At 73.7% G+C, this 17,249-nt stretch carries 15 protein-coding genes and 1 tRNA gene; 10 read left to right on the top strand and 6 right to left on the bottom strand.

The window, feature by feature from the left end:
* Positions 1–43 precede the first annotated feature (43 nt).
* Complete coding sequence (locus ACFYX3_RS20195; RefSeq protein ID WP_389015090.1) at positions 44–958, top strand: class I SAM-dependent methyltransferase; 915 nt, start codon at positions 44–46, stop codon at positions 956–958.
* Between the two features lie 18 nt (positions 959–976).
* Here ACFYX3_RS20195 and ACFYX3_RS20190 read toward each other — a convergent pair whose 3' ends face one another.
* Positions 977–1,441, bottom strand: coding sequence for an RICIN domain-containing protein (locus tag ACFYX3_RS20190; protein WP_376591668.1), 465 nt, complete (start codon positions 1,439–1,441; stop codon positions 977–979).
* A 151-nt stretch (positions 1,442–1,592) separates the two neighbouring features.
* On the opposite strand from ACFYX3_RS20190, the gene ACFYX3_RS20185 reads away from it, so the two are divergent.
* The gene (locus tag ACFYX3_RS20185; protein ID WP_389015087.1) at positions 1,593–2,867 is read left to right on the top strand and encodes an SUKH-4 family immunity protein; all 1,275 of its coding nucleotides are present in this window, start codon (positions 1,593–1,595) and stop codon (positions 2,865–2,867) included.
* Positions 2,868–2,956: 89 nt separating this feature from the next.
* Here ACFYX3_RS20185 and ACFYX3_RS20180 read toward each other — a convergent pair whose 3' ends face one another.
* Positions 2,957–3,841, bottom strand: coding sequence for an aldo/keto reductase (locus ACFYX3_RS20180; RefSeq protein WP_389015297.1), 885 nt, complete (start codon positions 3,839–3,841; stop codon positions 2,957–2,959).
* Positions 3,842–3,910: 69 nt separating this feature from the next.
* Positions 3,911–7,039 (bottom strand): tetratricopeptide repeat protein, encoded by a 3,129-nt coding sequence (locus tag ACFYX3_RS20175; RefSeq protein ID WP_389015084.1) that lies wholly within the window; start codon positions 7,037–7,039, stop codon positions 3,911–3,913.
* A 149-nt stretch (positions 7,040–7,188) separates the two neighbouring features.
* On the opposite strand from ACFYX3_RS20175, the gene ACFYX3_RS20170 reads away from it, so the two are divergent.
* Positions 7,189–8,094 (top strand): hypothetical protein, encoded by a 906-nt coding sequence (locus ACFYX3_RS20170; protein WP_389015081.1) that lies wholly within the window; start codon positions 7,189–7,191, stop codon positions 8,092–8,094.
* Between the two features lie 34 nt (positions 8,095–8,128).
* On the opposite strand, the gene ACFYX3_RS20165 is transcribed toward ACFYX3_RS20170, so the two are convergent.
* Positions 8,129–9,952 carry an AMP-dependent synthetase/ligase gene (locus ACFYX3_RS20165; RefSeq protein ID WP_389015079.1) on the bottom strand — a complete coding sequence of 608 codons (1,824 nt, stop codon included), beginning with the start codon at positions 9,950–9,952 and terminating at the stop codon, positions 8,129–8,131.
* Positions 9,953–10,282: 330 nt separating this feature from the next.
* Entirely contained in the window at positions 10,283–11,149 is an 867-nt protein-coding gene (locus ACFYX3_RS20160) for a LysR substrate-binding domain-containing protein (RefSeq protein WP_389015076.1), read from the bottom strand.
* A 113-nt stretch (positions 11,150–11,262) separates the two neighbouring features.
* Between ACFYX3_RS20160 and ACFYX3_RS20155 the strand changes: the two genes are divergently transcribed.
* The 3 genes from ACFYX3_RS20155 to ACFYX3_RS20145 all read left to right on the top strand — a co-directional run bounded on the left by ACFYX3_RS20155 (position 11,263) and on the right by ACFYX3_RS20145 (position 13,356).
* On the top strand, positions 11,263–12,357 hold the full coding sequence (locus ACFYX3_RS20155) for a bile acid:sodium symporter family protein (RefSeq protein ID WP_389015073.1): 1,095 nt from the start codon (positions 11,263–11,265) through the stop codon (positions 12,355–12,357).
* A gap of 82 nt (positions 12,358–12,439) precedes the next feature.
* Complete coding sequence (locus tag ACFYX3_RS20150; RefSeq protein WP_389015070.1) at positions 12,440–12,976, top strand: isochorismatase family protein; 537 nt, start codon at positions 12,440–12,442, stop codon at positions 12,974–12,976.
* On the top strand, positions 12,973–13,356 hold the full coding sequence (locus tag ACFYX3_RS20145) for a (2Fe-2S) ferredoxin domain-containing protein (protein WP_389015067.1): 384 nt from the start codon (positions 12,973–12,975) through the stop codon (positions 13,354–13,356). Before ACFYX3_RS20150 ends, ACFYX3_RS20145 begins: the two co-directional genes overlap by 4 nt.
* A gap of 6 nt (positions 13,357–13,362) precedes the next feature.
* Here the strand turns inward: ACFYX3_RS20145 and fdhD are convergent, their stop codons facing one another.
* Entirely contained in the window at positions 13,363–14,190 is an 828-nt protein-coding gene (gene fdhD, locus ACFYX3_RS20140) for a formate dehydrogenase accessory sulfurtransferase FdhD (protein ID WP_389015064.1), read from the bottom strand.
* A 245-nt stretch (positions 14,191–14,435) separates the two neighbouring features.
* On the opposite strand from fdhD, the gene ACFYX3_RS20135 reads away from it, so the two are divergent.
* The 4 genes from ACFYX3_RS20135 (at position 14,436) to ACFYX3_RS20120 (ending at position 17,152) form a co-directional block, all read left to right on the top strand.
* The gene (locus ACFYX3_RS20135) at positions 14,436–15,380 is read left to right on the top strand and encodes a beta-ketoacyl-ACP synthase III (protein ID WP_389015061.1); all 945 of its coding nucleotides are present in this window, start codon (positions 14,436–14,438) and stop codon (positions 15,378–15,380) included.
* A 162-nt stretch (positions 15,381–15,542) separates the two neighbouring features.
* Positions 15,543–16,091, top strand: a complete 549-nt coding sequence (locus ACFYX3_RS20130) for a hypothetical protein (RefSeq protein ID WP_389015058.1) — start codon at positions 15,543–15,545, stop codon at positions 16,089–16,091.
* A 78-nt stretch (positions 16,092–16,169) separates the two neighbouring features.
* Complete coding sequence (locus ACFYX3_RS20125; protein ID WP_389015055.1) at positions 16,170–16,877, top strand: class F sortase; 708 nt, start codon at positions 16,170–16,172, stop codon at positions 16,875–16,877.
* Between the two features lie 187 nt (positions 16,878–17,064).
* Positions 17,065–17,152, top strand: a tRNA-Leu gene (locus tag ACFYX3_RS20120).
* Positions 17,153–17,249: the final 97 nt, after the last annotated feature.

The raw sequence follows: 17,249 nt of genomic DNA, 5'->3' as shown, positions 1-17,249 counted from the left end.
AACATTTCTCGCGTTCGCGGCCGTCCCGTCGCACCCTGATGCCATGAGCCAGCATCACGCGTCCCACCACGGCCACCAGCACGGCACCGGTCACGGTCACGGCCCTCACGACCACACCCACCTCGACTGGAGCGAGATGGCTCCGCTCCTGGAGCGGCAGGCCGAGATCGCGAGCCCCGCCTACGCGGAGGCCGCCGCCTGGCTGGGCACCCTCGCGCCGGTGCAGGGCGTCCGCCGGATCCTCGACGTCGGCAGCGGTCCCGGCGTGGTGACCAGCCTGCTCGCCGAGGCGTTCCCGGCCGCCGAGGCCGTCGCCGTCGACGGCGCCCCCGAACTCCTCGCCCTGGCCCGGGCCCGCGCCGAGGCCCGCAACCTCGGCGCACGGGTCTCCACCCTCCACGCCGAACTCCCCGAGGCGATCGGCGCCCTGGGGCGGGCCGACCTCGTCTGGGCGGGCAACTCCCTGCACCACATGGGCGACCAGAGCGCCGCGCTCGCGGAGTTCGCCGGCCTCCTGAACCCCGGCGGGCTGATCGTCCTCGTCGAGGGCGGGCTGCCCCGGCGGCACCTGCCGCAGAACATCGGGATCGGCAGGCCCGGCCTGGAGGCCCGGCTCGACGCCGCCCACGCCGACTGGTTCGGCGAGATGCGCGCCGAGCTGCCCGGGGCCAAGGACGAGCCGGACGACTGGCGGGCGCTGCTCGCCGGCGCCGGTCTCACCCCGTCCGGCACCCGCACGTTCCTCGTGGACGTCCCCGCGCCCGTGTCCCCGGCGGTCCGGGAGCTGGCCCTCGCCCACTACGAGCGGCTGCGGGACGGCCTGGCCGCCCGGCTCGACGCGGACGACAAGGAGACCCTCGACCGGCTGCTCGACCCGGCCGACGCGCTGTCCCTGCACCACCGTACGGACCTGTTCCACCTCACCGCCCACACCGTGCACACCGCCCGCAAGGGCTGAGCCCGCACCGGGCCCGGGTCAGGACACCGGCTCCAGCCGCCACCACTGGAACGGCGAGTCGGTGTCCTCCCACTGCCGGACGTTCCCCCCGTCCTCCTTCGACTCGTCGGCGACCTCCAGGAACAGCCCGCTGACGAAGCTCACCAGGGCCACCGTCCCCGGCGACTGGAGGTCCTGCTCGATGATCCACTCCTGCGCGCCGAAGTTGTTCGGTCTCCACTGCTGGATGCCGGCGCCGTTCTCCGTGGACGCGTTCGCGACGTCGAGCCGTTTGCCGCTTGCCGCGTTGACCAGGTGGTGGAGCCCGCCGCCGTTCGGCACCGGCGTGATGTGCCAGTGCTGCCCGGGAGTTCCGTTCTCCGTGCCCTGCTGCACCTTCGCGCCGCTGCGGCTCGACCCCTGGTACACCTCCAGGAGCAGCCCGCTCGCCACGTTCCGCACCCGGTAGAGGCCCTCCCGCACGGGCTCCGGGGCACCGCTCACCGTACCGACTCCTTCTCCTCGCCGGGCAGTTGCACCGCGCGGCCGTCACCGCCGCGCGCAGCCCTCAGGGCCGTCTCCGACTGTACGTCCCGGGTACGACAACGGCCCCGGCCGCCGCCCCGCCCGGCGCACCGGCTGGCATGATGGGCCGGTGACCGATCCCGAACTCCGTACCCTGCTCGACGACCCCGCCGAGGTCCTGCGCCACGACCGCGCCGAGCTCCGCGCCCGCATCGACGCCCTGCCGGACGATCACGGCGGTGTCGGCCGCGAGGTGTTCACCCAGGCCGAGGCGGTGTTCGGGAGCGCCCCGGCGACCTCCGCCGAGTTCGCCTCCTGGCTGCACTTCGCCGCGACCGTCCTCGGCCACCGGGAGTACGCCGAGCGGGTGGCGGCCGCCGAACCGGGGCTGCCGTGGCGGACGGTGTGGGCCTGGTGGCGGCCGGTCGGCGCCCACGAGGCCGCGCCGAACCTCAGCGGAGACCGCTCCGCCGAGGTGTACGAGGCCGGGGGCGTACCGCTCCTGAAGCTCTGGGCGCTGTGGTGCGAGGACACCTGGTTCGACCTGGCCACCGGCGGGCCCCGGCCCGCCCCCGCCGAGGACACGGCCGAACCGTACGAGGAGAACGAGCCGGACGGGCCCTGGCTGTTCGACGGCGACGAGGAGTCCTGGGCGCTGCGCAGCCCCGACGGCTGGGAGGAGCCGATCCCGCTGGACGGCGGCCGCTACGTCTTCCTCGACGCGCGCGGAGTGGCCGTCGTGGAGCAGAACGACACGGCCCTCGCCGACTGGCCGACGGGCGGCGCCGATTCCGCCGGCCCGGTCCCGGCGGACGGCGGGCCGTGGTTCCGGACCGGCACGAGGAACGCGGACGGGCCGCTCACCGCGGCCCGGCTCGACGGGGTCTTCGGCCCCTCCGCGGTCCTCCGCGTCCCGGCGGCCGACCAGCCCGCCGCCCTCACGCACGCACCGACCAGGACGCTGCTCGCCGAGGCCGGACTGCCCAGGTACTGGGCGGCCGGCGTCACGTCCTTCGCGCTCGCCGACGAGCCGCTGGGCCCGGGCCCCGAGGGCCTGCTGCGGGTCGGCGAGTTCGACCTCGGGTACTGCGACCCCGGGGAGGTCTTCGTCCACCCCGGGACCGGCGCCGTGGGAATGCGCCAGCCGGACGGCAGCCACGGCCCCGGCGGCGACGCCGTCTTCCCGCTCGTCCGCGACCTGGAGTCCTTCGTCCGGTTCCTGGAGGGCGTCCGCCGTCACATGGGGGCCTGCTGGGACCCGTACCCGGGGGAGGAGGGCGTGAAGGACTTCCTCCGCGCGATGGAGGCCGTCGACGCCGAGGCCCTCGCCGAGGGCGCGCCCGGCGCCGAGGTCTGGGAGCACCTCTTCGCCTCGATCACCGAGCTCGGCGTCGACGGCTACTGAGCCGCGGGACCGCCGGGGCGCCGCGACGCACGCCCGCCGAGCCGGCGCACCGCGGAAGCGGCGCGCCGGCTCCACCCCCTCCGTCCCCTTCAGGCGCCGATGTTGAACTCCGCCGGGTTCGGGCCCAGGCGGCGGTTCTCGTCGAGGGCGGCGATCGCCGCCAGGTCCTCGGCGTCCAGCTCGAAGCCGAAGACGTCGATGTTCTCGCGGATGCGCGAGGGGGTGACCGACTTCGGGATCACCACGTTCCCCAGCTGGAGGTGCCAGCGCAGCACCACCTGGGCCGGGGTCCTGCCGTGCTTGCGGCCGATCGCGACGATCGCCGGGACCTCCAGGAGGCCCTTGCCGGAGCCGAGCGGCGACCACGCCTCGGTCGCGATGCCGTACCGCTCGTGCGCCTCGCGGGATTCCTTCTGCGCGAGCTGCGGGTGCAGCTCGATCTGGTTGACGGCGGGCACGACCGAGGTCTCGCCGATCAGCCGCTCCAGGTGCTCCGGGAGGAAGTTGGAGACGCCGATCGCGCGGGCGCGCCCGTCCGCGAGGATCTTCTCGAACGCCCGGTACGTGTCGACGTACGCGTCCTTCGCCGGCACCGGCCAGTGGATCAGGTAGAGGTCGACGTAGTCGAGGCCCAGCTTGTCGAGGGAGGCGTCGAAGGCGCGCAGAGTCGAGTCGTAGCCCTGCTCGCTGTTCCACAGCTTCGTGGTGACGAACAGGTCCTCGCGGGCGATCCCCGCGTCGGCGACGGCACGGCCGGTGCCCCGCTCGTTGTCGTAGATCGCGGCGGTGTCGATGGAGCGGTACCCGGCCTCCAGGGCCGTCGTCACGGCGGCCGTCGCCTCGTCGTCCGGCACCTGCCAGACGCCGAAGCCGAGCTGCGGCATGTGCACGCCGTTGTTCAGGGTGACCGAGGGGACGGTGCTGTCCGTGCTCACGTGGGGTGGATCCTTACGTCGTCGTGGTGGTACTTCCATGGTCAACGGGCGAGCGGCCGTACGCATTCCAGCGGGTTCCGGCCCGCTCGGAGGGGCGCCGGCGCCGGCTCACCCCTCCGTGAGCGCCGCCAGCTCCGCCCGGGCCTCCCGCGTGGCCGCGTTCCCCTCCCCGAGGACCCGCGCCCGGTCCGCGCACACCTCGCGGAGGAGCGCGGCCGCCTCCTCCGTCCGGCCGAGGCGCGCGAGGATCCGGGCCCGCCCGAACCGGGTCGTGATCACCTCGGGGTGGTCCGGGTTCCCGTACCGCGCCAGACGGTCCTCCAGCAGTCGGTCGAGCTCTCCGAGCGCCGTCTCCGGATCACCCAGCTGGGCCTTGAGCATGACGAGGTTGTAGCGGGTGATCATGACGGCGGGATGGGTCACGCCCAGCGCCTCCCGCTGGTCCACGAGGAGTTCCTCGTGCAGGACCCGGGCGGTCACCGCGTCGCCCAGCTCCCAGGTGAAGCGCGCGGTGTTCAGCCGGACCAGGAAGGTGTTCGGGTGGTGCGGGCCGCGGAGCCGGGTGACAAGGGGCAGCAGCGTGCGGTATCCGTCCAGTGCCTCCTGCCGCCGCCCCGACTCGCCGAGGAACCTGCAGATGTTCATGCGGCTGAAGACGACCTGTTCGTGCTCCTCGCCGAAGACCGCGATCCGGTCCCGCAGCAGCGTGGCGTGGAGGGCCAGGCTGCGCTCGTGGTCGCCGAGGGCGCCGTGCCAGTACGCGATGTAGTGGCGTTCCTCGAAGACGGCGACGTCCGTGGGGTCCAGGACCCGCTCCAGGTCGGGCAGCAGCTCCTCGTGCAGACGGAGCGCCTGCTCGCGGGCGCCCGCACGGCCCGTCCAGTACGCGATGTGGTGACGGGTGTGCAGGGTGCGCGGGTCATCCTCCCCGAACACGCGCCGTTGGTCGGCGAGGACCTCCTGGTGCAGCTCCAGGGCCCGCGTGAAGTCGCCGTTCTCGCCCGCCGCGTACGCCAGCCGGGCCCGGGTCTCCAGCGCCTCGGGGGAGTCCGCCCCGTGGACCCGCAGCTGGTCGGGGAGGAGCTCGGCGTGGAGCTCGGCGCTGCGGCGGTACGCCCCCGCCTTGCCGGTCCAGTACGCGGCCCGGGCCCGCGCACGCAGGGTCACCGCAGTGTCCGCGCCCAGCCGTTCCCGCAGCCGCTCCGCCCAGCCCGCCCAGCGTGCGCGGTTCACCGCCGCCTCGGGCGCCGGGCGCAGTTCCAGGGAGTCGAGCAGCCGGTCGTACAGCGGCCCGGCCTCCTCGCCCCGGGCGGTGGTCGCCAGGTGCCAGAGGTGTTCGGGTTCCGCCTGCTCGGCGTAGCGGTGCAGGGCGTCGTCGCGATCGTGCCGTTCCATGGGTGCCATGATCTCCAGAGCGTCCCGGAGCGCGCGATGCCCCTCTGCCACCGTCTGCCGGTCGGCGACGTACTCGATCAGCGAGGAGTGGTGGATGCCGAACAGTTCGGTGCCGGCCGGGTCCGGCACCCGGCCCACCAGTCCCACCAGCATGTCCACTACGCGCCCGCACTCCTCCTCGTCGGTCGGACGTCCCGGCCCGCCGGCCGCGTGGGCGAGCAGGGGGCCCGGCAGCGTCGTCCCGAGCCCGGCGGCGGCGAGGACGAGCAGCACCCGGTCCAGCAGCCTGCGGTCGACGTCCCGGGCCTCCCGCATCGGGGCGAGGACCGCGTCGTAGACGACCCGGACGCCCTTGCCCACCATCCGCGCCACCGAGGTGTGGTGCTCGGCCAGGACGCTGGTGAGCTGCCAGTTCCCCTCTGTGCTGTCGAGGAGCACGCGCTGGGTCTCCGCCGACACCTGCCGGGCGTCCAGGAAGGCCCTCAGGCTCCGCGCCTCGGGGGCCGCCGTCTCCGTCCGCTTCCACTCCGGGGGCAGCGGCACCCCTTCCCGCACGGTCGCGACCAGGCCGAACCAGTCGGGCGCCGCCTCGCACAGCGCCGTCAGCTCCGCGAGGAGCTCGGCCCGGCTCGTCGCGGCGGTCACCTGCTCGATGCCGTCGACCACGATCCGCACGGGCTCGCGCGGCCCCATGAGCGAGAGCGGGCCGCCCAGCAGGGCGACGGCGCTCGGCAGGACCTGCTCGGCGTCGGGCACCTGGGTCCTGTAGGCGTGCACCGCTTCGGCGAAGCCCGGCAGATGGTCGTGGAGCTGGTCGGCGAGCTGTTCGACATAGGTGCGGGAGGTCCACCGTCCGTCGGTGAGCCGTACGACCGCGCACACGGTCGGAGCGGTCTCCGCCTCGCCCGGCGGCAGCAGTTCGGCGCGGCTCAGCGCCGTCGCGAGGGTCGTCTTCCCGGTACCCATGCGACCCACCACCGCCACGCTCCGGTGGAGCCGCACCTGCCGCACGAGCCCCACCAGTTCCTGCGGTGGCTGGAAATGGCGCAGCGCGGGTACCAAGGTGCCCTGGTCGGGCGAGGCGGCCAGCACGCTCAGGAACGGGTCGTGCGCCACGTTCAGGGCGATCCAGGCGGGATCCGGGCGGCGGCCCGAGGCACCGCGCCCGTCGAAGGTCGCGACCTGCGGAAACTGGCGCCGGAGCATGCCGTACACGACGCCCCGGACGTCGTCGGTCCGCAGCTCGGGGTCGAGCCGGATGTCACCGTTCCGGATGACCCGGTTGAGTGCGCCCGAGAACTGGAGGCCGTACGAGACCTCGTCGTTCGAGGAGGTGAGGTGGTCGATCCGACGGCCCCTCGTCATGGCGGGGGTGTACCACCCCTTCACCGCCTCCAGCAGCGAACGCCCGGAGCGGCAGGCGTCGACCACGACGGTCAGTTCCAGTACGTTCCCGTGCCGCAGGGACCGCGAGCCCACCTCGCCGACGAGGTCGAAGGCGGTCTCGACCCCGGGCTCGGGCGGGGACGTGCGCACGGGGAACAGGAACGGGCCGGATCCGGCCATGTGCCCGTGACCCAGGAAGGCGAGGATCAGTGAGGCCTGGGCGGCCGAAGCGCCCTCGAACGCCTCGTCCAGGGCGGCGATCACCTCGTCCACCGACTCGGGGTTCAGCAGGAGCCCGTTGCCGCGGGCGGGCACGCAGGCCCCGCGCGCCGGGTCGAGGAGCAGGTCCCGCAGTTCGGCGGCGTTGGGCTCCAGCAGGGTCAGACGGTTCTCCTCCTTCCGCTCCTGGACGTCCCAGTGGGAGGCGATCACCAGTGCTCTGCGCGTATCGGTCACCCATGTATTTTCCGCCTGATGGCTTGTCAGCATCAGGTCGGATAAGGCCAGATGATCGTCGGCGGGGGAACCGGCCGCCACCCTCGGGCGTTGGAAGCGGAAGGGAACGGGACCGCCCCGCCCGGGTGTTCGGACGGACAGGGAGACACATGGCAGAGCTCGTCATGGTGCACGGCATCGGACCGGCGGAGCAGACCGGTGAGCAGCTCCGCGAGGAGTGGACGCGGGTCCTCGCGCGCACCCTGCGGGAGGAGGGCCGCGAGGAGGCCGCGGACCGTCTCGACGGCGGGGCGGTCTCGGTCGGCATGGCGTACTACCGGCACCTGTACGCGCCGTACGTGCCACGGGACGAGTTCGAGGTGCGGCTGCCGGCACCGATCGAGGCCGTCGGCACGGAGGTGGGCCGCGACATCGCCGACAACATCGTCCGGCACGCCTCCGACTCCCGGGACGCCGACGAGGCGGCCTACGCGCTGGAGGAGCTGACAGCCGAGGTCGGCCCCGAGCAGGGCCCGTTGGCGCCGCTGCGGATGACGGTGGCGCTGCTCTCCCGGCTCGGACCCGTCGCCCGGTCCGGCTTCGCCGCGCTGAGCAGCACGGGCGCCTTCCACCTCGGCCAGGTCGCGGCGTACCTGGAGGACGAGCGGGTCCGCGAGGGCGCCATCGAGGCGGTGCTCTCCCAGGTGACGCCCGACACCAAGGCGGTCCTGGCCCACTCGCTGGGCACGGTCGTCGCCTACGAGGCCCTGCACCGGCTCGACCGCCCGCTGCCGCTGCTCGTGACCTTCGGTTCGCCGCTCGGGCTGCGTTCGATCCTCAAGGGCCGTCTGCGGCCCCAGCCGATGCGCTCCCCGGCCCACCTCAAGCGCTGGGTGAACGTGGCCGACGGGGACGACTTCATCGTGGCCACGCTACGGCTGCGCACGCTCTTCCCGGACGACGACGCGGTGCTGGAGCGCACCCGGCGGGTCAAGAACCGGAACCTCGACCCGCACGGTGCCGCCGAGTACCTCAGCCGGTGGGAGACGGTGGAGCCGCTCGCCGACCTGCTCTGACCGGCCGTGCGCCGGTCGCCTGCGGCCGGCGCCGTCAGCCGTACAGTGCCTCGACCTCCGCCGCGTACGCCCGCTCGATCGCCTTGCGCTTCAGCTTCAGCGAGGGGGTGAGCAGCCCGTGCTCCTCGCTGAACGGATGCGCCAGGATCCGGAACGTCCGGATCGACTCGGCCTGCGAGACCAGCGTGTTCGCCGCCACCACCCCGCGCCGGATCTCCGTCTCCAGGGCCGGGTCGCGCACCAGCTCGGACGGGGAGAGCGGCGCCCGTCCCTGCATCGCCAGCCAGTGCTCGACCGCCTCCTGATCGACCGTCACGAGCGCGGCGATGTACGGCCGGTCGTTGCCGACCACGATGCACTGGGCGATCAGCGGATGCGCCCGCACCCGCTCCTCCAGGGCGGTGGGGGAGACGCTCTTGCCGCCCGAGGTCACCAGGATCTCCTTCTTCCGCCCGGTGATCGTCAGATAGCCGTCCGCGTCGAGGGCGCCGATGTCCCCGGTGGCCAGCCAGCCGTCGTTGAGGACGGCAGCCGTGGCCTCCGGGGCGTTCAGGTAGCCGGAGAAGACCTGGCCGCCGTGCAGCCACACCTCGCCGTCCTCCGCGATGTGGACCGTCGTTCCCGGGACCGGCTGGCCCACCGTGCCGTATTTGGTCCGTCCGGGCGGGTTCGCCGTGGCGGCCGCCGAGGACTCCGTCAGGCCGTACCCCTCGAAGACCGTGATCCCCGCGCCCGCGAAGAACAGCCCCTGCCGGCGGTCCATGGCCGAACCGCCCGACATCGCGTGCCGCATCCGCCCGCCCAGGGCCGCGCGCACCTTGACGTACACCGTCTTCTCGAAGAACTGGTGCTGCACGCGCAGCGCAGCCGACGGCCCCGGACCGGTCCCGAAGGCCTTCTGCTCCAGCGCCTCCGCGTACGCGACCGCCACCTCCACGGCCTTGTCGAAGGGGCCCGTCCTCCCCTCGCTCTCCGCCCTGCGGCGGGCCGCGTGGAAGACCTTCTCGAAGACGTACGGCACGGCCAGGACGAAACTCGGCCGGAACGCCATCAGGTCGGGGAGCAGCTCGGCCGCCGCCATCACCGGCTGGTGCCCCAGCTTCACCCCGCCGCGGACCGCCGCGACCTCCACCATCCGCCCGAAGACGTGCGCGAGCGGCAGGAACAGCAGCGTCGAGGCCTGTTCGCCGGGCCGCGAGCGGAACACCGGCTCCCAGCGGCCCATCAGCATGTCCGTCTCGAACATCAGGTTCGCGTGGGTGATCACACAGCCCTTGGGGCGGCCGGTCGTCCCCGAGGTGTAGATGATCGTCGCGACCGTCTCCGGGGTCACCGCCCGCCGGTGCCGGTGCAGGACCTCCTCGTCGATCCCCGCGCCCGCCGCCGTCAGCTCGCCCACGGCGTCCGCGTCCAGCTGCCACAGCCGCTGGAGCCTGGGCAGCCGGTCGATCACCGAGCCGATCGTCATCGCGTGGTCCTCGTGCTCGACCACGCAGGCGGTGACCTCGGCGTCGTGCAGCATCCAGAAGACCTGCTCGGCGGAGGAGGTCGGGTAGACCGGGACGGGCTGGGCGCCCAGCGTCCACAGCGCGAAGTCGAAGAGCGTCCACTCGTACCGGGTCCGGGCCATGATCGCGACCCGGTCGCCGAACCGCACGCCCTCCGCGATCAGCCCCTTCGCGAGGCTCACGACCTCGTCCCGGAACCGCGCGGCGGTCACGTCGTGCCACTGCCCGTCCGGGCCCTTGCGGCCGAAGGCGATCCGGTCCGGGTCGGCGAGGGCGTGGTCGAACACGGCGTCCGCCAGACCGCCGACCTGAGGCGCCGCCTCGACGGGCGGCACGGTGAACTCGCGCACTGACCTGCTCCTCGACGGCTCGATGGCTGGAAAAAGCCCGTTGTCGCGCTCCGTACGGCGCGGGTGACGGTACCCCACCGGACCGGCCGGTGGGAGGTCCTTCACCAAGCCGCGACATTCCGCGTTCGTACAGGTCAGGGCAGGTGAGGCGGCCAAGTCGAAGGGATCCCGGGGCGGTTACCGACCGGACAGTAGGTCCTCGGGGAGCGAATCTCCACGGAATCTGCGCCGACCACTCACGCCCCCGCCCCCGAAGCACCGGGCCGGCGCCTTCTCGCCGCCCGCAGGGCACGGCGGCAGGTGGGCAGGTGGGAGGCCCGACGCCCCCGCTCAGCGCGGCCGGTGCAGGCGGTCGCCGCCCGCCAGGATCGCCTCCGCGAGGGCGTCCGCCGCCTCCTGGGTCTCCCCGCCCCGGCGCCCCCTGCGCAGCACGAAACCCACGTCCCCGAGCTCCGGGAGCCCCGCGCGGGCCGGCACCGGGACGAGCCCCGGCGGCACCAGGCCCCGCGTGTGCGCCATCACCCCGAGCCCCGCCCGGGCCGCCGCCACGTTCGCGCTCAGGCTGGAACTCGTACACGCGATCCGCCACGCCCGGCCCTGCGCCTCCAGGGCCTCAAGGGCCCGCGCGCGGGTGATCCCCGGCGGTGGGTAGAGGATCAGCGGCACCGGGCGGTCCGGATCGAGCCGCAGCCCCGGCGCCCCGATCCAGACGAGCGTGTCCTCCCAGACGAGCCGGCCCTCGCTCTCGGCCCCGCGCCGCTTGGCCAGGATCAGGTCGAGACGGCCGGCCGCGAGCCGGGCCTGGAGCGTCCCGGACAGCTCGACCGTCAGCTCCAGGTCGACCTCGGGGTGCTCGCGCCGGAAGGACTCCAGGATCTCCGGCAGCCGGGTCGTCACGAAGTCCTCGGACGCCCCGAACCGCAGCCGCCCCCGCAGCCGCGTCCCGCCGAAGAAGGCCGCCGCCCGCTCGTGGGCCTGGAGGATCGTGCGGGCGAAACCGAGCATCGCCTCGCCGTCCTCCGTCAGCTCCACGCGGTGCGTGTCCCGGGCGAACAGCGGACGGCCCGTCGCCTCCTCCAGGCGCCGCACGTGCTGGCTGACGGTCGACTGGCGAAGCCCGAGGCGGTCCGCGGCCCGCGTGAAGCTCAGCGTCTGGGCCACGGCGAGGAAGGTGCGCAGCTGCGTCGGCTCGTACACCCCTCGACGTTATCGCGAACCGCGATGACAGTCAGAGCACTGTACGGGATTCCCGATCACCGGCCCGTGGAGCAGGATGGACGTGCGCGACCCCCAGCAGAGCAGTGGAGCCCATGACCCCCCGTACGCCCGGCCGCACCGCGCGCCGCCCCCTTCGCCTGCCGTCCCGGCTCCCCGTCGACGGGTACGTCCTCGCGCTGCTCGGCACGGTCGCCCTCGCCGCGCTCCTCCCCGCCTCCGGGGCCGCCGCGACCGTCACGGAAGGCGCGTCGACCGGGGCCGTCGCCCTGCTCTTCTTCCTCTACGGGGCCCGGCTCTCCACCCGCGAGGCCCTCGACGGCCTCCGGCACTGGCGGCTCCACCTCACCGTCCTCGGCGCCACCTTCCTGCTCTTCCCGCTGCTCGGACTCGCCGCGCGCGGCCTCGTCCCCGGGGTCCTCACCCCCCAGCTCTACAGCGGCTTCCTCTTCCTCTGCCTGGTGCCGTCCACCATCCAGTCCTCCATCGCGTTCACCTCGATCGCCCGGGGCAACGTGCCCGCCGCGATCTGCGCCGGCTCGTTCTCCTCGCTCGCCGGCATCGTCCTCACCCCGCTGCTCGCCGCGCTCCTCCTCGGCAACAGCGCGGGCGGCCTGTCCGCCGACGCGCTCCTGAAGATCGTGCTCCAGCTCCTCGTGCCGTTCCTGGCCGGGCAGTTCCTGCGCCGCTGGGTCGGAGGATTCCTCCTCCGCCACAAGAAGGTCCTCGGATACGTCGACCGGGGATCGATCCTCCTCGTCGTCTACACCGCCTTCAGCCAGGGCATGGTCGCCGGCATCTGGCACCTGGTGACCCCCGCCCGGCTCGGTCTGCTGCTCGCCGTCGAGGCCGTGCTCCTCGCGGTGATGCTGGCCGTGACCTGGTACGGGGCCGGCCGCCTCGGCTTCGGCCGGGCCGACCGGATCGCGATCCAGTTCGCCGGCTCCAAGAAGAGCCTCGCGGCCGGGCTGCCGATGGCGAGCGTCCTCTTCGGCCCGCAGGCCTCCCTCGCGGTGCTCCCGCTGATGCTCTTCCACCAGATGCAGCTGATGGTCTGCGCGGTCATCGCGAAGCGCCGCGCCGCCGACCCGGAGCCGACGGACGCGCCCGCGGCTCCGGAAGCCGTACGCACCCCCGCGGCTCCGGAAGCCGTCCGCGCCCCCGAGGTCCCGACGCCGGGCGGCCCGTGACGCGCGCCCGTACGCCCCTCCGTCGGCCGGATCACACCCACGGCCCGCCCGTGGTGATCATCCGGGCCGCTACGGTGCTCCCATGCCCGCTCACGATCTGCCCGCACTCGATCCCGGCAGCACCGCACTCGTCCTCGTCGATCTGATGGAACGCATCGTCGCGCTGCCCCTCGCCCCCCGCCCCGGCACCGACGTCCTCGACGCCTCCGCCCGGCTCGCCGACACCTTCAGGGCCGCCGGCGCGCCCGTCGTCCACATCCGCGTCGAGCGGCCGAACGTCGACACCCAGCCGCCCGGCAGCGAACTCGTCCCCGACCTCGTCCGCGACGGCGACCCCGTCGTCGTCAAGCGCACCATCGGCGGCTTCCAGGACACCGGACTCCACGAGCTGCTCACCGGACTCGGCGCCACCACCCTGGTCCTCGGCGGCATCGCCACCAACCTCGGCGTCGAGTCCACCGCGCGCGCCGCCTGCGACCTGGGCTACGACCTCGTCTTCGCCGAGGACGCCATGGCCGCCCTCACCGCCGACGAGCACCGGGCCTCCGTCGACCTCGACTTCCCGCGCCTCGGCAGCGTCGCCCCGGTCTCCGCGATCACCCTGGGCGGCCCCGAGTGACCCCGGTGCCGATACGGTACGGGGCCCGCCCCTGTTCCCTCGTCGTCTGCCGCGGCTGCTGCTGCGGCGACGCCCGCAAGAACCCCGGCACCGACCACGCCGGGCAGCTCGCCCGTCTCCGCGAGGCCGCCGCGGCCTCCGGCGGCCGCCTGGCCGTCCGTACGAGCGACTGCCTCGGACCCTGCGCGCAGGCGAACGTCGTCGTGGTCCAGCCCTCCACCGAGGGCCGGCGGCGCGGCGGGCGGGCGGCGTGGGTCGGCTTCACCCTGGACGAGGACTGCCTCGACGACATCCTCGCCTGGACGGCCGCGGGCGGCCCCGGCATCGCCCCGCCGCCGGCGACCCTCACCCTCCAGATGATCGACCCGCCGAAGAACTGAGAGCGGCTATACGGCGATCCGGTGCTCGCCCGCGTACACGTTCATGTCCGGCCCGCGCAGGAAGCCGACCAGGGTCAGGCCCGTCTCGGCGGCCAGGTCCACGGCGAGCGAGGACGGCGCGGACACCGCGGCGAGCACCGGGATCCCCGCCATCACGGCCTTCTGCGCCAGTTCGAACGAGGCCCGCCCCGACACGAGCAGCACCGCCCGCTCCAGCGGCAGCAGTCCCTCCCGCAGCGCCCGCCCGACCAGCTTGTCCACGGCGTTGTGCCGGCCCACGTCCTCCCGTACGTCGAGCAGCTCGCCGTCCTCCGTGAACAGCGCCGCCGCGTGCAGCCCGCCGGTGGAGTCGAAGACCTTCTGCGCCTCGCGCAGCCGCACCGGGAGCAGGGACAGCAGCTCGGGGGCGATCCGCAGCGGGGGAGTGTCGGCGATCGGGAAGCGGGCCGTGGTGCGGACCGCGTCCAGGCTGGCCTTGCCGCACAGCCCGCACGAGGACGTCGTGTAGACGTTCCGCTCCAGGGAGATGTCCGGGACCTTCACATCGGGGGCCAGCTGCACGTCCACCACGTTGTACGTGTTCCGGCCGTCCTCCGTGGCGCCCGCGCAGTACACGATGTTCCGCACGTCCGAGGCCGCCGCCAGGACCCCCTCGCTCACCAGGAACCCCGCCGCGAGCGCGAAGTCGTCGCCCGGCGTGCGCATGGTGATCGCGATCGGGCGCCCGTTCAGCCGGATCTCCAGCGGCTCCTCCGCCACCAGGGTGTCGGGCCGCGTGTTGACCGCACCCCCGCGGATCCGCAGGACACGCCGTCGCTCGGTGACCCGTCCCATCGTGACGCACTCGATTCTCTCCGCGGGAAGGCCGGGAAGGCCCTGACGGCCCCATTCTCCGACACACTCCTCCACCGAACGCACGTCCGGGGCCGGGCGGGGAGCCGTGCCCCGCCCGGGGCCTTGTCACGGTCGGCCAAGCGGTACGGGGGAATATTGGTGGTTTACGTCACCTGTTACTGATCAGTCGCTGACAACACTGGGACCTCCTGCCGGACGAACGAACCACCTAGGGGGTCCCGAGAATGACGGGCACTCGCATTGCCGCGCTCGGGCACTACCAGCCCGCCAAGGTGCTGACCAACCACGAACTGGCGGAGCTGGTCGACACGAGCGACGAGTGGATCCTCAGCCGGGTCGGCATCCGCACCCGGCACGTCGCCGGACCCGACGAGCCCGTCGACGAGCTCGCCGCCCACGCGGCCGGCAAGGCCCTCGCCCACACCGGCCTCACCCCCGGCGACATCGACCTCGTCCTCGTCGCCACCTCCACCGCGATCGACCGCTCACCCAACACCGCCGCCCGGGTCGCCGCCCGCCTCGGCATGGGCTCGCCCGCCACCATGGACCTCAACGTGGTCTGCGCCGGCTTCACCCACGCGCTCGCCACCGCCGACCACGCGGTCCGGGCCGGAGCGGCCCGCCGCGCCCTCGTCATCGGCGCCGACAAGATGACCGAGATCACCGACTGGACCGACCGCACCACCTGCGTCCTCACGGGTGACGGGGCCGGCGCCGCGATCGTCGAGGCCGTCGAGACCGACACGGGCGCCATCGGCCCGGTCCTGTGGGGCTCGGTCCCGGAGATGGGCAACGCCGTCCGCATCGAGGGCACCCCGCCCCGCTTCGCCCAGGAGGGCCAGTCCGTCTACCGCTGGGCCACCCAGCAGCTGCCCGCGCTCGCCCGGCAGACCTGCGAGCGCTCCGGCATCGCCCCCGAGGACCTCGCGGGCGTCGTCCTCCACCAGGCCAACCTGCGGATCATCGAGCCGCTCGCCGCGAAGATCGGCGCCGTCAACGCCGTCGTCGCCCGCGACGTCGTCGACTCCGGCAACACCTCGGCCGCCTCCATCCCGCTCGCCCTGGCCAAGCTGGTCGAACGCGGCGAACTCCCCTCCGGAGCCCCGGTCCTCCTCTTCGGCTTCGGCGGCAACCTCTCGTACGCCGGACAGGTCGTCCGCGTCCCGTAGGGGTGTCCTGCCGGTGGTCCTCCGGGCCGCCGTGCCCCGTTCGGCGGAGCCCCCGTGGCGGCGCGCCGGGGGCGGACCTAGCTTCGATCGCGGTGGGGGTCGTCCCCTACCGGACACGGAATCGCTCCGCGTCCGGGCCCCCGCCCGATCTGGAGGACCGCCATGCGCGCGATACGTGCCGCTTCCGCCGCTCTGCTCAGCGCCATCGCCGTCGTGTCGGTCGCGCCCCTGGCCCTGGCCGACGACGGCAACCACGACATCACGTCGTTCGGCTTCTCCGTCACCCCCGCGACGATCGCCCCCGGCGGCACCGTCACCCTGACGTCCGAAGGCTGCGAAGTGCCCTCCGTGACCGTCACCTCCACCGTGTTCGAGACCGTGACCCTCGACGAGGGCCGCCCCGGCACCGCGACCGTGGACGTCGACGCCAAGGCCGGCAGCCAGGTCGAGATCACCTTCGACTGCAAGGGCGAGCGCGGCACCACCCAGCTCACCATCGCCGGTGACGCCGGCGGGAACACCGGGCACGACACCGGCACCGGCACGCACACCGGAGCCACCAAGGGCGTCAAGGCCGGCTACGGCACCGCCGCCGGCACGGACCCCGCCGGGCTCGGCGCCACCGAGGTGGTCACGGGCGTCCTGCTCATCGCCGGAGCACTCGGCGCCGCCGTCGTGCTCACCCGCCGCCGCGCCGACGGCCGCGCCTGAAACGGCCCCTCCGCCCCGGTGTGACGAGGTCCGGGGCGGAGGGGCGCCAACACGTGCGGAACACGGAGGAGGGCGGACGTGGGGTGGTCGGACGGCACGGAGAGCCCACGGGACACCGAACGCCCGCAGCACGCCGGCACCGGACGACGCGGCGCCTGGGGCGTCATCGCCGTCGTCCTCCTCATCGGCGTGCACCTCGTGCGCGGCGGTACGGGGGCGTCCGGGGCCGACGGGCCGCCGCAGCCCCTCGCCGCGGCCGCCCCCGACGGGACCCGCGCCGGCCTCGCCGCGCTCGCCCCCGTGCCCGCTCCGCTGCCCGCCTCGCCCCCGGTGCGGGTCCGCGTCCCCGCCGTCCGCATCGACGCGCCGGTCACCGGCGTCGGGGTCGACGCCGACGGCTGGATCGAGGCCCCGCCGCCCGAGGACGACCGGCTCGCGGGCTGGTTCACCGGCGCGGTCACCCCCGGCGAGCGCGGCACGGCCGTCGTCGTCGGCCATGTCGACACCCCGAACGGGAGGGCCGTCTTCTACGACCTCGGAGCCCTCACCAAGGGCCACCGCGTCGAGATCGCCCGCCGCGACGGCACGACCGCCGTCTTCGCGGTGTACGGGGTCGAGGTCGTCCCCAAGGAGGGCTTCCCCGCCGAGCGGGTCTACGGCGACTCGGGCGTCCCCGAACTGCGGCTGATCACCTGCGGCGGCACCTTCACCGAGGAGGGCGGCTACGCGGGCAACGTGGTGGTCTCGGCCCGCCTGGCCGAGGTGCGCCGGCCGTCCACGACCTGACGGACTCCCGCCGGGGGATTGGCCTGGACCGCGTCGCGGTCGTCAAGGTGGCCCCACGGAGCCGGCGTCGGGGGGCGCCGGGCTCCCACCCACTGACCACGGGAAACGCTGGTGAAAGGCACCTCGAACCCCTGGTAGAGTTATCTCAGTCGCCGCGGGGGAAACCCCGGAACGACAATCACACCTAGTCCGGGTGGCGGAATGGCAGACGCGCTAGCTTGAGGTGCTAGTGCCCTTTATCGGGCGTGGGGGTTCAAGTCCCCCCTCGGACACCACACGAAGTGCCGGTCGATCTCGAATCGACCGGCACTTATCGTTTCCCCGGAAGCATCGCCCCAGGTCACGGCCACAACCGACGCTTATCCTGTGGGG

This window comes from Streptomyces sp. NPDC002463, from assembly GCF_042889835.1.
GTDB classification, from domain to species: Bacteria; Actinomycetota; Actinomycetes; order Streptomycetales; family Streptomycetaceae; genus Streptomyces; species Streptomyces nymphaeiformis.
The sequence above is the reverse complement of the archived record's forward strand: the minus strand, read 5'-3'. Positions and strand labels throughout refer to the sequence as shown.